This window comes from Pseudomonas sp. FG-3G, from assembly GCF_901007645.1.
Taxonomy (GTDB): Bacteria; Pseudomonadota; Gammaproteobacteria; order Pseudomonadales; family Pseudomonadaceae; genus Aquipseudomonas; species Aquipseudomonas rhizophila.
The window spans coordinates 193431-207846 of record NZ_CAAKGZ010000025.1 but is presented as its reverse complement, the minus strand read 5'-3'; the positions used below and the strand labels follow the sequence as shown (position 1 = coordinate 207846).

General features: G+C 59.1%; 11 protein-coding genes. 8 read left to right on the top strand and 3 right to left on the bottom strand.

Annotation, left to right across the window (positions count from 1 at the left end):
• Positions 1-35 precede the first annotated feature (35 nt).
• Together PSEUDOMOFG3G_RS18255 and PSEUDOMOFG3G_RS18250 are read left to right on the top strand one after the other, a co-directional pair.
• Positions 36-2030 (top strand): nucleoside-diphosphate sugar epimerase/dehydratase, encoded by a 1995-nt coding sequence (locus PSEUDOMOFG3G_RS18255; RefSeq protein ID WP_139050850.1) that lies wholly within the window; start codon positions 36-38, stop codon positions 2028-2030.
• Positions 2031-2144: 114 nt separating this feature from the next.
• On the top strand, positions 2145-2480 hold the full coding sequence (locus PSEUDOMOFG3G_RS18250; protein ID WP_139050778.1) for a helix-hairpin-helix domain-containing protein: 336 nt from the start codon (positions 2145-2147) through the stop codon (positions 2478-2480).
• A 51-nt stretch (positions 2481-2531) separates the two neighbouring features.
• Here the strand turns inward: PSEUDOMOFG3G_RS18250 and PSEUDOMOFG3G_RS18245 are convergent, their stop codons facing one another.
• Complete coding sequence (locus PSEUDOMOFG3G_RS18245) at positions 2532-3650, bottom strand: acyltransferase (protein ID WP_139050777.1); 1119 nt, start codon at positions 3648-3650, stop codon at positions 2532-2534.
• Between the two features lie 444 nt (positions 3651-4094).
• Here PSEUDOMOFG3G_RS18245 and PSEUDOMOFG3G_RS18240 point away from each other — a divergent pair, with 444 nt between their 5' ends.
• Complete coding sequence (locus tag PSEUDOMOFG3G_RS18240; RefSeq protein ID WP_139050776.1) at positions 4095-4946, top strand: DUF1989 domain-containing protein; 852 nt, start codon at positions 4095-4097, stop codon at positions 4944-4946.
• A 94-nt stretch (positions 4947-5040) separates the two neighbouring features.
• On the opposite strand, the gene PSEUDOMOFG3G_RS18235 is transcribed toward PSEUDOMOFG3G_RS18240, so the two are convergent.
• Positions 5041-5208: a DUF2897 family protein gene (locus PSEUDOMOFG3G_RS18235; protein ID WP_014337248.1), complete on the bottom strand. Its 168-nt coding sequence runs from the start codon at positions 5206-5208 to the stop codon at positions 5041-5043.
• Between the two features lie 119 nt (positions 5209-5327).
• Positions 5328-6692 (bottom strand): ethanolamine permease, encoded by a 1365-nt coding sequence (eat, locus tag PSEUDOMOFG3G_RS18230; RefSeq protein ID WP_047226332.1) that lies wholly within the window; start codon positions 6690-6692, stop codon positions 5328-5330.
• Positions 6693-7097: 405 nt separating this feature from the next.
• Between eat and kdpF the strand changes: the two genes are divergently transcribed.
• The 5 genes from kdpF to PSEUDOMOFG3G_RS18205 all read left to right on the top strand — a co-directional run bounded on the left by kdpF (position 7098) and on the right by PSEUDOMOFG3G_RS18205 (position 14383).
• Entirely contained in the window at positions 7098-7187 is a 90-nt protein-coding gene (gene kdpF, locus PSEUDOMOFG3G_RS18225; protein ID WP_047226333.1) for a K(+)-transporting ATPase subunit F, read from the top strand.
• Positions 7188-7195: 8 nt separating this feature from the next.
• Positions 7196-8890, top strand: coding sequence for a potassium-transporting ATPase subunit KdpA (kdpA, locus tag PSEUDOMOFG3G_RS18220; protein ID WP_047226334.1), 1695 nt, complete (start codon positions 7196-7198; stop codon positions 8888-8890).
• A gap of 10 nt (positions 8891-8900) precedes the next feature.
• On the top strand, positions 8901-10955 hold the full coding sequence (gene kdpB, locus PSEUDOMOFG3G_RS18215; RefSeq protein WP_076385736.1) for a potassium-transporting ATPase subunit KdpB: 2055 nt from the start codon (positions 8901-8903) through the stop codon (positions 10953-10955).
• 162 nt (positions 10956-11117) lie between these two features.
• Positions 11118-11663, top strand: a complete 546-nt coding sequence (kdpC, locus tag PSEUDOMOFG3G_RS18210) for a potassium-transporting ATPase subunit KdpC (protein ID WP_139050774.1) — start codon at positions 11118-11120, stop codon at positions 11661-11663.
• A 68-nt stretch (positions 11664-11731) separates the two neighbouring features.
• Positions 11732-14383 (top strand): sensor histidine kinase KdpD, encoded by a 2652-nt coding sequence (locus PSEUDOMOFG3G_RS18205; protein ID WP_139050773.1) that lies wholly within the window; start codon positions 11732-11734, stop codon positions 14381-14383.
• Positions 14384-14416: the final 33 nt, after the last annotated feature.

Genomic DNA, 14416 nt, shown 5'->3' with positions numbered 1-14416 from the left:
TGTTTTAGGAGCTGGCCAAGGTGCGTGAAGGGGTTATGGATAAAATAAGATCGGCTCTGTTGGGGTTGCCAAGACGTCACAAACGTGCAATTCAGGTAGCCACAGACGTGATTTTGGTTTGGGCGGCCCTATGGCTGGCATTTGTTGTTCGACTCGGTGTCGAGGCCTTGGCGAGCCCGATCGAAACGCATCTTTGGCTTTTCGCATCTGCTCCGCTCATCGCTATCCCGATTTTCATTCGCTTTGGCATGTACCGCGCCGTCATGCGTTATTTCGGCAATGACGCGCTGATCACTATCTGCAAGGCAGTCAGTCTATCTGCCTTGCTATTGGCTCTCTTGGTATACTGGTACAGCAACCATAAAAATGTGGTACCACGGTCCATCATCTTCAACTATTGGTGGCTCAGCCTGATCATGATCGGCGGCTTGCGCCTCATGATGCGCCAATACTTCTTGGGAGACTGGTTCACCGCAGCCCAGCATGTACCCTTCACCAACCGTGACGACGGCTTACCGAAAGTCGCTATTTACGGTGCCGGTGCCGCCGGTAACCAGCTTGTCGCCGCGTTGCGCATGGGGCGGGTGATGCGCCCGGTAGCATTCATCGATGATGATCGCAGCATCGCAGACCGGGTGATCGCCGGCCTGCAGGTCTACCAACCCAAACATATTCAAAAGATGATCGATGCGACCGGTGCGCAAGAGATTTTGTTGGCGATCCCGTCCTCGTCGCGGGGGCGTCGTCGTGAAATATTGACGTTGCTGGAAGGTTTTCCGCTGCATGTGCGCAGTGTTCCCGGCTTCATGGATCTGGCGAGTGGCCGGGTCAAGGTTGATGACATCCAGGAAGTGGACATTGCGGATCTTCTTGGGCGCGATCCTGTGCCTGCACAAGCAGATTTGCTTGAGCATTGCATCGCCGGACAGTCGGTTTTGGTGACGGGGGCGGGAGGTTCAATCGGCTCTGAGCTTTGTCGGCAAATCGTAGCCCTCAAACCCACTACGCTGCTGCTATTCGAACATAGTGAGTTCAATCTCTACAGTATTCTGTCTGAACTTGAGCCGCGAATCGCTCGGGAATCGTTGTCTGTCCGCTTGCTGCCTATCCTGGGTTCGGTGCGCGATCAGCACAAGTTGCTCGACGTGATGAAGACCTGGAATGTCGACACGGTCTATCACGCTGCCGCTTATAAGCATGTGCCCATGGTTGAGCACAATATTGCCGAAGGTGTCTTGAACAACGTGATCGGGACGTTGAACACCGCGCAAGCTGCGTTGCAGGCGGGCGTCTCGAATTTTGTATTGATTTCCACCGACAAAGCCGTGCGCCCCACCAACGTGATGGGCAGTACCAAGCGCCTCGCAGAACTGACCTTGCAAGCCCTGAGCCGTGAACTGGCGCCAGTGCTGTTCGGCGACAAGGCCAATGTCTCGCGCGTTAATAAAACTCGCTTCACCATGGTCCGGTTCGGCAATGTGCTGGGCTCCTCAGGATCGGTGATTCCTCTGTTTCATAAGCAGATCAAGTCCGGCGGCCCGTTAACCGTTACGCATCCCAAGATCACGCGTTATTTCATGACCATTCCCGAGGCCGCACAGTTGGTGATTCAGGCTGGCTCCATGGGCTTGGGTGGGGATGTGTTTGTACTGGACATGGGCGAGCCGGTGAAGATTGTCGAGCTGGCGGAGAAGATGATTCATCTGTCTGGCTTGAGTGTTCGTTCGGAAAAGAACCCTCATGGCGACATTTCAGTCGAGTTCACAGGCCTGCGTCCTGGCGAGAAGCTTTACGAGGAGTTGCTGATCGGCGATAACGTTGTCGCGACCCCGCATCCGATGATCATGAGTGCCAACGAAGATCACCTGCCCTGGGATGTGCTCAAGGCCCGGCTGGCGGAGCTGCTGGCTGCCATCGAACACGATGATTACGCGAGAGTCCGTCAGTTGCTGCGCGATACCGTCAGTGGCTACGCCCCGGACGGTGAGATCGTCGACTGGATCTACCAGCAGCGCCGCCTCGAACCCTGATTGTTACACACCCTGTAACGTACACACTTTTGACAGTTCCCTATCGTCGCCTAAGTTTGAGAAGCAGCTTCGGAAAAGCTGCTTCTCTCTTAACGATGTCATGGAGCGTCACTTATGCGTACAGGCTATTTCTACTCTCTGGTTTTTGCCCTTCTGACCAGCGCCTCTATCGCTGTTATCGCTGCGCCCGCGGTCAAGCCCGAGATGACGGCGGCCCCGCAGGCACTGGAACTGTCGGCTAAACCGCAAGGCGCCAAGGTGGATCTGAACGTGGCGGACGCCGCTACGCTACAACGCGAGCTGGCCGGGATAGGCAAGGCCAAGGCTGAGTCGATTGTTGCGTATCGCGAGAGTAATGGAGTCTTCTCTTCGGTAGAGGAGTTACTGGAGGTCAAGGGGATTGGTAAGGCGATTCTGGACAGAAATCGTGACAAGCTGGAAGTTAATTGAGCCGTAACGAGCAGAGAAGGCCGATCAAAATGATCGGCCTTTTTCGTATGACTATTTCCTTAACAGCTCGTCGCTCCGTGACCGTCCTTGCGAGAAAAGATTCTGCTTCGATCGAGTGGTTAAGCGCTTCCCAAAATTAATGACGGGTATCTCAACAAACTTATGAACGAAATAGCTTAAAATAATTGTGATTGGTAGGGTGATAATACAGAAGAACTGTAATTTTTCATGCGGCGAAGGCGCGCTAAAAAATAAAGGCAGAGCATATTTTGAAGTATAAAAAAATGCTGCGCCGTGGAGTAGGTAGGTTGAATATGAAATGTCACCCATGAGCTTCAGTATTTTTGCAATATACTTTTGCGGCTTTGTGTCCAAATTCAAGACGGACCAGCAAGCTATACCGCATATCAAAGTAAAGACTACTCTATTGAGTCCTGTGACGATGTTGATTTGGTTGCCGTCGACGGGCCAATATGCAAAAGCTATGCAGGCACCAATGAGCGTGATCAGAGGGTATAGATTGTTTGTGGGTGTATGTGATTTTCTAATAATTCCGATTCCGACGCCTATAGAGAAAAGAAATGCTTGGTTAAATGGATTTATATATGTTTCCCATTGTTGAGCTAAGGTCTGTGTGGTGGCGAGTGAATAGCTTGAAATATAAAAGTACATGAAGCCAAGGATCAAGCTTGCGCAGAGATAGAGAATTTTCCGTCTTGCTAATATGACAAGAAGTGGAAATAAAGCATAAAAAACCATTTCGTTTCCGATTGACCAACCGCCTACAGGTATATAGTTCTTGGGTGAGTAAAAACCAAAGGCAAGGGTGAGATTAGATATGTATTTGCTCCAGTCAATAACGAAATTAGGTGTTGCTAGGTGTAGATAAAATCCTGTTAGAAGTGTGGCTATCCAGTAAACTGGAGCAATTCTTAGTATTCGTTTTATAAGGTAGTCATGTAGTTTTTGATTGGAGAGTTTCAGATCAAAGTAGGCGATGTAGAGAGAAATGCCGCTGATGATATAGAATGTTGATACAGCATACACCCCAAGTCTTCCTAGGGTGGTGCTGCTGTCGGGGGTTCCTATGCTCCAACTCATGAAATGATAAATCATTACGCATAAGGCAAGAATGCCTCTCAGGTAGTCTATGGAGTCTATTCGATGCATGAGTTTTCTTGCTCGGAGTTAATTATACTTAGTTAATATAGCGCTATCATAGGGCATTAGATTGCTTGCCTCAGTAGTATCGCAGATTTCGAGGCTTGTAGCCCATAGCGAATCAAGCTGAAAAAGTGGTGTTCGAAGTGTGGTGTTAGGCCATGAAAATTAAAGGGTCGGCTGGGCGTAAAATTTGAATACCCGACGCGACTGACTCTGAACAAGACGTGGAGCATGGGCAGTGGAACTTCCCTGTCCACCGGCCGATTAAAGCTACGCACCAGTGTCATGGCAGGATGCTGACAGCGGGTCTATTCGTGACTGGCAAATCTACGACTAGCTGACCAAGAGGGCAAGCGCCCGGCGTACCAAGCGATGAACCTCTACCTCAACGACTCCGAGCAACTACATTCAAGTTGCTCAATCTCGCCACTGACCAAGGAGTTTATTGTCATGCACAAAAACTACCCAGCCGCCTACCAAGTCAGCAAAGGCTCGGCTCTGCAAGTGGACAAACCCTTCTACGACCGCATCCGCACCCAGCAGGACAAGCGCACCCTGATCGAACAGTTCGAGGTCCCCATCCGTACCGGCCGCGCTTGGCACGTACCCGCCGGGCATGTGTTCCGCGTTACGGCTCCGGTGGGCCCGCAGGTGGGGGACTTCAACGTGTGGAATGCCCACGATCCACGGGAACGCCTGTGGGCTGCGCGCACGCGTCAGCTGCAGGGCGCTCATGTCAGCACTCATGATCGGTTGTGGTCGAACCTGCCATTCTTGCGTCCATTGGTGACCATTACCGATGACAGTCTGGCCGATTATGGCATCGACGAGCATGGTGGACGATTGCACGACCTGCTGGGGACGCGCTGTGATCCGTACGTGAACAGGATGCTGACCGGCGAGGATTTTCACCATCACTGCCACTCGAACCTGACCCGTGCGGTATTACCCCATGGGCTGACCGAGTTCGATGTGCACGATGTGCTGAATATTTTCCAATGTACTGGGCTCAATCATGATGACATGTACTTCATGAAGGCCTGTCCGGCGAAGAAGGGCGATTATTTGGAGTTCTTTGCCGAGATCGATTTGCTGTGTGCCTTGTCCACTTGCCCCGGCGGCGATCTGTCGCTGGCGATGTGGGGGCCGGATGCGCAGGATCCCCTCAGTGTCTGTCGTCCGTTGGGGGTGGAGATCTATCGATTGGAGGATTCATTGCTGTCGGGCTGGAGCCAGCCTGAGCGGGCGGCGTACAAGGGGTTGCATGGCTTGCATATCGCCAAGGCTGATTGGGAGAAGTAGCGCTGCGCTGGCCGTCTATGTGCAGGCCGTTGTGGCGAGGGGATAAATCCCCCTCGCCACAAACTCACCACCAAGGTGTTGGACAGGGTCGCAATCAACGATCCTTGGCCTCCTTCGCATCCATCTCGGCATTGCGCTCGGCAACACGCTTGCGTTGTTCATCCGTCAGTTCGACCTTGTGGGCGGTGTCGCGCAGCATCATCAAGCCACCCACGATCGAGCCGATTGCAACAATCAGAATTAACCAGGCGTACCAGGGCATAGGGTTCTCCTTGAGGGGGCGATGGACGACGAACGTTTCGCCTGTCCACCGCACCTACCACTTATGAGCGAAGGTTGTTCGCAGTGGTTCCATATTACGCCCGTTGTGCCGGGTTCACCTCAAAGCCCGGTGAGCATCGCATCGGCCGGGGCATCGGCGCGCAGTTGTGCGGTCAGCACAAAGTACAAGAAGCCTACCGCCATGAAACCGAGGAAGATCAGCCCGATCAGCGCATTGAACCAGGCCATCGCTACCAGGCACACCACTGCCAGTACCAGGGCGATACCCGGGATGATCGGATAGCCCGGCGCGCGGAAGGTGCGTTCCAGGTTGGGTTCGGTTTTACGCAGTTTGAACAGGCTGAGCATGCTCATGATGTACATGACGATCGCGCCGAACACCGCCATGGTGATCATCGCTGCGGTCAGGGTCATGCCACCGAGGTTGATCAGGCCGTCGCTGTAGATCGCCGCGATGCCGATCAGGCCGCCGGCGATGATGGCCCGGTGCGGGGTCTGGAAGCGTGACAGTTTGGCCAGGGAGGCGGGCAGGTAGCCGGCGCGGGCGAGGGCGAAGAACTGGCGCGAGTAGCCGAGGATGATGCCGTGGAAGCTTGCCACCAGGCCGAACAGGCCGATCCATACGAGCATGTGCAACCAGCCGGAGCTTTCGCCGACTACGGTTTTCATGGCTTGGGGCAGCGGGTCGTTGATGTTGGACAGGGTGCGCCAGTCGCCTACGCCACCGGCGAAGAACATCACGCCCATGGCCAGGAACACCAGGGTCAGGATGCCGCTGATGTAGGCCTTGGGAATTGTGCGTTTCGGGTCCTTGGCTTCTTCGGCGGCCATGGCCGCGCCCTCGATGGCCAGGAAAAACCAGATGGCGAAGGGGATTGCGGCGAACATCCCGGCGATGGCCGGCGCGCCGAACACATCGGAACCGGCCCAGCCGTTCAAGGCGAAGCTGCTGAAGCTGAACGCCGGGGCGACTACGCCCATGAACACCAGCAGTTCGGCCACCGCCAGCACGCAGACGATCAGTTCGAAGGTCGCCGCCAGTTTCACCCCGAGGATGTTCAGGCCCATGAACACGATATAGGCACCGACCGCTGCGTGTTTCGGGTCCAGGGCCGGGAATTGCACGTTCAGGTAGGCACCGATGGCCAGAGCGATGGCCGGTGGGGCGAAGACGAATTCGATCAGCGTCGCCAGGCCGGCGATTAACCCACCTTTCTCTCCGAAGGCCCGGCGGCTGTAGGCGAACGGTCCGCCAGCGTGGGGGATGGCGGTGGTCAGCTCGGTGAAGCTGAAAATGAAGCAGGTGTACATGGCCGCGACCATGAATGATGTCACCAGAAAGCCCAGCGTTCCGGCAACGCCCCAGCCGTAGCTCCAGCCGAAGTACTCGCCGGAGATCACCAGCCCGACGGCAATGCCCCATAAATGCAGGGTGCCCAGGGTGGGTTTGAGTTGTGTGTTCATCGGTGGCTCCCCCTCGATCCATAGCAAAAGCGCTGGGGTGGGGCAGTGCAGTGGGCGTGCCAGTGTGGCAGTTGTGGTCGTAATGGGTGAAATTGTGTCGTATCGGGGATGTTCGCTGCCTGATGGCTCGATTTTGTGCTCCAGTTCGGAGCGTCAGCGCCAGGGCGGGCCTCATCGCGAGCAGGCTCGCTCCCACAGGGGATCTTCAGTGGAGGCAAATTCTCTATTCACAACAGATCAAATGTGGGAGCGAGCCTGCTCGCGATGAGGCCCACCCAGCCAATCACCAACCCCTTTTTTACACATTCTTTATCCCTCGCCCCCTCTCTCGATCTCGTTCCTTTACGCCCTCCCTGCCGACAATCACTCCACACACGGCATGACGCCGTACGACGGAGAAATCCCATGAGCCTTCTGGACGGGGTGTCGCTGCTGCTGGCAGCGGCGCTGTTCATTTATCTACTGATTGCGCTGCTGCGCGCGGATCGGAACTAGGAGTGGCTATGCACGGTTATGACTACGGGCTGATCCTCGCCTTCTTTGCGCTGGTGCTGATCCCTGCACCGTTTCTGGGGCGTTTCTACTACCGGGTGATGGAAGGCCAGCGCACTTGGCTTTCACCTGTTCTTGGCCCGGTGGAGCGTGGTTGCTATCGCTTGGCCGGCGTCGATCACACCGTTGAGCAGAGCTGGCAGAAATACACCCTGGCCTTGCTCGCTTTCAACCTGGCCGGCTTTTCGCTGTTGTTCGCGATTCTGTTGTTACAGGGACATTTGCCACTCAACCCCGAAAAAGTGCCGGGTATGGAATGGACCCAGGCATTCAATACGGCGGTGAGTTTCACCACCAATACCAATTGGCAGTCCTACAGCGGTGAAGCGTCGTTGAGCTACCTGAGCCAGATGCTTGGCCTGGCTGTGCAGAACTTTGTCAGCGCTGCTACCGGCCTGGCCGTGCTGGTGGCGCTGTGTCGCGGAATCGGGCGCAAATCCGCTGCAACGCTGGGTAACTTCTGGGTCGACATGACCCGCGCCACCCTCTACGGGCTGTTACCGCTGTGCCTGTTGCTGGCCCTGTTCCTGGTGTGGCAGGGCGTGCCGCAAACCTTCGCGCACTATGTGCATGGGTTGACGATGCAAGGCGCGGATCAAGTGATTCCATTGGGCCCGGCCGCGAGCCAGATCGCGATCAAGCAACTGGGCACCAACGGTGGTGGTTTCTTCGGCGTCAATTCGGCACACCCCTTCGAAAACCCGACGGCCTGGAGCAACCTGTTCGAAGTTGCCTCGATCATCCTGATTCCCGCCGCGCTGGTGTTCACCTTCGGCCATTACGTCAAGGACCTGCGCCAGAGTCGGGCGATCATCGCCTGCATGCTCGTACTGTTTCTGATCGGCGGCGCCACCTCGTTGTGGGCCGAATCCCAACCCAATCCGGCGCTGCATAACGCTTCGGTGGAGCAGACCGCGCCACTGGAAGGCAAGGAGGCGCGCTTTGGCACCACGGCCACGGTGCTGTGGTCCGTCACCACCACGGCGGCATCCAATGGCTCGGTCAATGGCATGCATGACAGCCTCAATCCTCTGAGCGGCATGGTCTCGCTGGTGAACATGATGGTCGGCGAAGTCATTTTTGGCGGCGTCGGCGCGGGGCTCTACGGGATGCTGCTGAACGTGCTGATCGCGGTGTTCCTGGCTGGATTGATGATTGGCCGTACCCCGGAATACCTGGGCAAAAAGCTCGCTGCCAGGGAAGTGCAACTGCTGGTGATAACCCTGTTGGTCATGCCGGTGAGCGTGTTGGGGCTGGGGGCCATTGCTGCGAGCCTGCCCGGACCTGCTGCAGCGGTGAGCAACCCTGGCGCCCATGGTTTCAGCCAGTTGTTGTATGCCTACACCTCGGCGGGTGCGAACAACGGTTCGGCCTTCGCCGGTTTTGGTGCCAACACACCCTTTCACAATCTGATGCTGGGCCTGGGCATGTTGATCGGTCGTTTCGGCTACATCCTGCCGGTGCTGGCCTTGGCCGGTAGCCTGGCGCTGAAGAAAACCGCGCCTATCGGCCCGAACAGCTTCCCGACCCACGGCCCGCTGTTCGTGACCCTGCTCACCGTGACCATTTTGTTGGTGGGCGGCCTGACCTTCCTGCCGACCCTGGCCCTGGGGCCGATTGCCGAACACCTGAGCCTGGGTTTCTGAGGATCTGATGATGAATATGCCAATGAGCAAAACCGTCGTCGCCAAGGCGTCGGAGCAACCGAAAACCGCGATTTCGGCCTTGTGGCGGCCAGCGCTGGTGCAAGCTTTCGTCAAGCTCGATCCGCGCCAGTTGCACCGCGCCCCGGTGATGCTGGTGGTGGAGCTGACCGCAATTCTCACCACGGTGTTGTGTTTCGTTCCGGACAGCAGCGTGCCGACTTTTGTTGCCGCGCAAATTGCCCTGTGGCTATGGTTCACGGTGCTGTTCGCCAACTTTGCCGAAGCCCTGGCCGAAGGTCGTGGCAAGGCTCGGGCAGACAGTCTCAAGGCCGGTAGCGAAGGCCTCAGCGCACGTCGCCAGACGGCCAACGGCTTTGAGGTGATAGCCGCCACCCGCCTGCGAAAAGGCGACGTGGTACGCGTCGAGGCGGGGGAGATGATTCCTGGCGATGGTGAAGTGATCGAAGGCATCGCCGCAGTGAACGAGGCGGCGATTACTGGCGAATCGGCCCCGGTCATCCGCGAGTCCGGCGGCGACCGTTCAGCCGTCACCGGCAACACGCGCCTGGTCTCCGACTGGCTGCTGGTGCGCGTCACCAGTAACCCCGGTGAATCCACCCTGGACCGTATGATCGCCCTCGTCGAAGGCGCCAAGCGGCAGAAGACGCCCAACGAAGTGGCGTTGGATATTCTGCTGATCGGCCTGACGCTGATCTTCCTGCTGGTGGTGGTGACGCTGCAGCCGTTCGCGCATTTCGCCAACGGTAATTTGCCGCTGGTGTTTCTGGTGGCGCTGCTGGTGACGTTGATTCCCACCACCATCGGCGGGCTGTTGTCGGCCATCGGCATCGCCGGGATGGATCGACTGGTACGCCTGAACGTGATCGCCAAGTCCGGCCGCGCCGTGGAAGCGGCGGGGGACGTGCATGTGCTGATGCTGGACAAGACCGGCACCATCACCTTCGGCAATCGTCGTTGTGCCGCGGTTCACGCCGCGCCCGGCGTGAGCGTCAAGGAACTGACCGAAGGCGCGTTATTCGCTTCGTTGGCCGACGACACGGCGGAGGGCAAGTCCATCGTCGAGTACCTGCGGGGGTTGCATTCGCAACCCGAGCCTGGCGCCGAACTGCTGACCGCTGTGCCGTTCAGTGCTGAAACCCGCTTGTCCGGTGTCGATTACCAGGGCCGGGTGTATCGCAAGGGTGCCGTGGATTCGCTGCTGAGTTTTATCGGCCTGTCGAAAAGCGAACTGCCACCTGCACTGGCGCGGGAGGTGGACAAGATCGCCCAGAGCGGCGGTACCCCCTTGCTGGTGTGCGTTGACGGCAAGCTGCTGGGGGCGATTCATCTGAAGGACGTGGTCAAGCCCGGTATCCGCGAGCGCTTTGCCGAGTTGCGCAAGTTGGGGATTCGCACGGTGATGGTCACCGGCGACAACCCACTCACCGCCGCCGCCATTGCTGCCGAGGCCGGCGTCGATGACGTGCTGGCCGAGGCCACACCGGAGAAAAAACTGGCGCGCATCCGTCATGAGCAGAATGACGGTCGTCTGGTGGCGATGTGTGGTGACGGTGCCAACGATGCGCCGGCCCTGGCCCAGGCTGACGTCGGCATGGCGATGAACGACGGCACCCAGGCGGCGCGAGAGGCGGCCAACATGGTCGATCTGGACAGCGATCCGACCAAGTTGCTGGACGTGGTGCAAATCGGCAAGGAACTGCTGGTGACCCGTGGGGCCTTGACGACGTTTTCCATCGCCAACGACATCGCCAAGTACTTCGCCATCCTGCCGGCGCTATTTGCCTCGATTTATCCACAACTGGGTGTGCTGAACGTGATGCACCTGAGCAGCCCGCAGAGCGCGATTCTGTCGGCCATTGTGTTCAACGCCTTGATCATCGTGGTGCTGATCCCGTTGGCGTTGCGTGGCGTGCGGGTGCAGGCCGCCAGCGCGGCGGCGCTGCTGCGGCGCAATCTGCTGATCTATGGCCTGGGTGGGATCGTGGTGCCGTTCGTGGGGATCAAGGCGATCGACATGTTGCTGACGGCGTTGGGGTTGGTTTGAGCGGATAACCAACGCTCGCCTTCACCTTGCGGGAGCAAGGCTTGCCCGCGATGAGCGATGACGCGGTGTTGGTTCAGACCGAGGTGACCGCATCGCGAGCAAGCGTTGCTCCCACAAAGTGGTTCCCACAGGTAATTTTTCATTCAATTCGAGGATTTCTGGATGTTCACTCTGATACGCCCGGCCTTGAGCCTATTGCTTCTGATGACCCTGATCACCGGCGTTGCGTACCCCTTGCTGGTTATGGGCGTGGCGCAAGTCGCGTTTCCCGCCCAGGCCAACGGCAGCCTGATCGTTGATGCCGACGGCAAGGTCCGCGGCTCTCTGTTGATCGCCCAGGATTTCCAGGGCGATGCCTGGTTCCATCCACGTCCATCGGCGGGTGCTTTCGCCACGGTAGCCAGCGGCGCCAGCAACTTTTCCCCGAGCAATCCGGCCCTGGCCGCACGGGTGATCGGTGACGCCCAGGCCTTGCAAGTGCCGGGTCAAGGCCCAGTGCCGTTGGCGCTGCTGACCACCTCGGGCAGCGGACTGGATCCCCACTTGCCACCAGCAGCGATTGCCTATCAACTGGCGCGTGTCGCCGCCGCACGCAATCTGCCGGTATCGTCCGTGCAGCAACTGCTCGACGCTCACATCGAACAACCGCTGGTGGGGCCGCCGGTGGTAAATGTGCTGGCCTTGAACCTGGCGCTGGAAAAACTGTAGACCCCTGTGGGAGCAAAGCTTTGCTCCCACAGGGCGTTTGATCAACATCTGAAAGAGAACCCGAACACATGAGCGACTCCGGCCGCGCCGATGCACTGTTAGCCAAGCTGCCCCGCAATGACCGGGGCCGGCTCAAGGTCTTCCTGGGTGCGTCGCCGGGTGTCGGCAAGACCTACGCCATGCTGCAGGCGGCCCACACGCAACTGCGCCAAGGTGTCAGGGTGGTTGCCGGCGTGGTGGAGACTCACGGCCGCAGTGAGACTGAAGCGCTGCTCGGCGGTTTGGTGCAGCAGCCGCTGGTGCGTTCGGAGTATCGCGGTGTGATGCTCGAGGAAATGGACCTTGATGGTCTGCTCGCGGCTCGACCGGCCTTGGTGCTGGTGGACGAACTGGCCCACAGCAACGCGCCCGGCAGCCGACATGCCAAACGCTGGCAAGACATTCAGGAGTTGCTGGCCGCCGGCATCGATGTCTACACCACCGTCAACGTCCAGCACCTGGAAAGTCTCAACGATCAGGTGCGCGGTATCACCGGCGTGCAAGTTCGAGAGACGCTGCCCGACTGGGTCCTGCAGGAGGCCGATGAACTGCTGTTGATCGACCTGCCACCGCGCGAGCTGCTGGAGCGCCTGCGCGATGGCAAGGTTTATGTGCCGGAACAGGCGCGCGCTGCGATCGATGCATTTTTCAGCCAGACCAACCTCACCGCATTGCGTGAGCTGGCCATGCAAACTGCCGCGGCACAGGTGGATAACGATCTTGCCCAGGGCTATCGCCAACTGGGCCAGGCGGCTCCGGCGGTGCGGGGACGATTGTTGGTGGGGGTTGACGGTGATGCCCAGGCCGAACGTCTGGTACGCCACGCCAGCCGCGTCGCCCAGCGTCGGCATCTTCCCTGGAGCCTGGTACACGTGGACAACGGCAGCACGCGGGACGAGCCATCGCGCCAGCGCCTGCAAAATGCCCAGCAACTGGCCGAACGCCTGGGCGGGGAAGTGGTGCTGCTACGGGCCGGTGAAGTCGCCAGGACCTTGATCCAGCACGCCACCGAACGTCGCGCTACGCTGGTTCTGGTGGGGCAGTCCAGGCGGCGTCTGCGTCGGCGGCTGTTCGGTGGTGGCTTGGCTGCGCGTTTGCTGCGCGATGCCAGTGGGTTGGAAATCAACGTACTGGACCGCGATGAACAGCCCCCTGCGGCCCGTGAGCGTTCAAACGCCGCCCTGGCTGGTTTCGACTACGTGCTGGCGCTGTTGGCGACGGCGGCGGCCAGTGCGCTGGCTTGGGGGGTCTCCGGGCTTCTTCCCTTGCCTAATATCTCCCTGGTGTTTCTGATGGCGGTATTGCTGGTGGCGGTTCGCAGCAGCCTCGGCCCTGCGCTGGCCTGCGCGGCGCTGTCGTTCCTGGCCTATGACTTTCTGTTCATCCCACCGAATTTTTCCTTCACCATCCAGCGTGAAGAAGACGTACTCACTCTGGTGTTCTTCTTGCTCATGGCGGCCCTGACCGGCAACCTTGCGGCCCGCCAGCGACGACAGTTGCAGGCGCTGCGCGAGACCCAGCAGGAAACCGGCGAGCTGCTTGACCTGTCCCGCAAACTCACCGCCGCGACCGACCGCCAGGCGGTGATCAGCGCCGCCGCGCAACACCTCAACGGCTGGCACGACCTGCAACTGTGCCTGCTCAACCGTGACGGCCAGGACGGCTGGAAGGTTGAGACAGCTGAACCATTGACCTTCACTGAAGCTGAGCGCGCGGCCGCCGATTGGGCCTGGCAACACGACCAACCGGCCGGCGCCGGCACCGGGACGCTGCCGTCCGGGCGCTGGTGGTGGTGGCCGTTGTCGACAGAGGAGGGCCCGCTGGCGTTGCTGGGCGTTTGCCCGAAAGAAGGCAAGCCGTTGAGCGGCCAGCGGCGTCGTCTGCTGGCAGCTCTCAGTCAGCCACTGGCGCAGGCCCTGGCGCGGGCGCAACTGGCCCAGGATCTGGAAGCAGCGCGCCTGCACGGCGAAACCGAGCAACTGCGCAGTGCGTTGTTGGCGTCGGTGTCCCACGATTTGCGCACGCCGCTGACCTCCATGCGCGGCAGTATCGACAGCCTGTTGGCGTTGGGAGAGGCGATCCCGCTGGCCGATCGCCGCGAACTGCTGGAAGGCACCCGTGATGAAGCTGAGCGCCTGGATCGCTACATCCAGAACTTGCTGGACATGACTCGTCTCGGCCATGGGGCTCTGAAGCTGGCGCGGGACTGGGTGTCGCCGGCCGATATCGTCGGCAGCGCGTTGAACCGGTTGCGGGCGGTGCTGGCACCGTTGACGGTGGGCATCGAAGTGCCGGCCGAGTTGCCGTTGTTGTATGTTCACGCGGCGTTGATCGAACAGGCCTTGGTGAACGTGCTGGAGAACGCCGCACGATTTTCACCGACTCACGGGCGATTGCTGCTCAGCGCAGGGGCGACGGACAGCGAAGTTTTTTTCGCCGTGGCCGACGAGGGGCCCGGGATCCCTGAAGAAGAGCGCGAGAAAATCTTCGACATGTTCTATACCGCTGCGCGCGGGGATCGCGGCGGGCAGGGCACGGGGCTGGGGCTGGCGATCTGTCAGGGCATGGTCGGTGCCCATGGCGGGCGGATCAGCGTGGACACCGGCCTGGACGGACGCGGTACCTGCATCACCCTGCACCTGCCATTACAGACACAACCGGGCCTGGACGATGAAGCCTGAGCGGCGCTGGGTTACTCTCTTTCCACCTGATTG

What these genes read in the sequence shown, in the direction of transcription:
- PSEUDOMOFG3G_RS18255 (WP_139050850.1), top strand. Translation starts at nt 36, where the DNA reads ATGGATAAAATAAGATCGGCTCTGTTGGGGTTGCCAAGACGTCACAAA.
- PSEUDOMOFG3G_RS18250 (WP_139050778.1), top strand. Translation starts at nt 2,145, where the DNA reads ATGCGTACAGGCTATTTCTACTCTCTGGTTTTTGCCCTTCTGACCAGC.
- PSEUDOMOFG3G_RS18245 (WP_139050777.1), bottom strand. Translation starts at nt 3,650, where the DNA reads ATGCATCGAATAGACTCCATAGACTACCTGAGAGGCATTCTTGCCTTA.
- PSEUDOMOFG3G_RS18240 (WP_139050776.1), top strand. Translation starts at nt 4,095, where the DNA reads ATGCACAAAAACTACCCAGCCGCCTACCAAGTCAGCAAAGGCTCGGCT.
- PSEUDOMOFG3G_RS18235 (WP_014337248.1), bottom strand. Translation starts at nt 5,208, where the DNA reads ATGCCCTGGTACGCCTGGTTAATTCTGATTGTTGCAATCGGCTCGATC.
- eat (WP_047226332.1), bottom strand. Translation starts at nt 6,692, where the DNA reads ATGAACACACAACTCAAACCCACCCTGGGCACCCTGCATTTATGGGGC.
- kdpF (WP_047226333.1), top strand. Translation starts at nt 7,098, where the DNA reads ATGAGCCTTCTGGACGGGGTGTCGCTGCTGCTGGCAGCGGCGCTGTTC.
- kdpA (WP_047226334.1), top strand. Translation starts at nt 7,196, where the DNA reads ATGCACGGTTATGACTACGGGCTGATCCTCGCCTTCTTTGCGCTGGTG.
- kdpB (WP_076385736.1), top strand. Translation starts at nt 8,901, where the DNA reads ATGAATATGCCAATGAGCAAAACCGTCGTCGCCAAGGCGTCGGAGCAA.
- kdpC (WP_139050774.1), top strand. Translation starts at nt 11,118, where the DNA reads ATGTTCACTCTGATACGCCCGGCCTTGAGCCTATTGCTTCTGATGACC.
- PSEUDOMOFG3G_RS18205 (WP_139050773.1), top strand. Translation starts at nt 11,732, where the DNA reads ATGAGCGACTCCGGCCGCGCCGATGCACTGTTAGCCAAGCTGCCCCGC.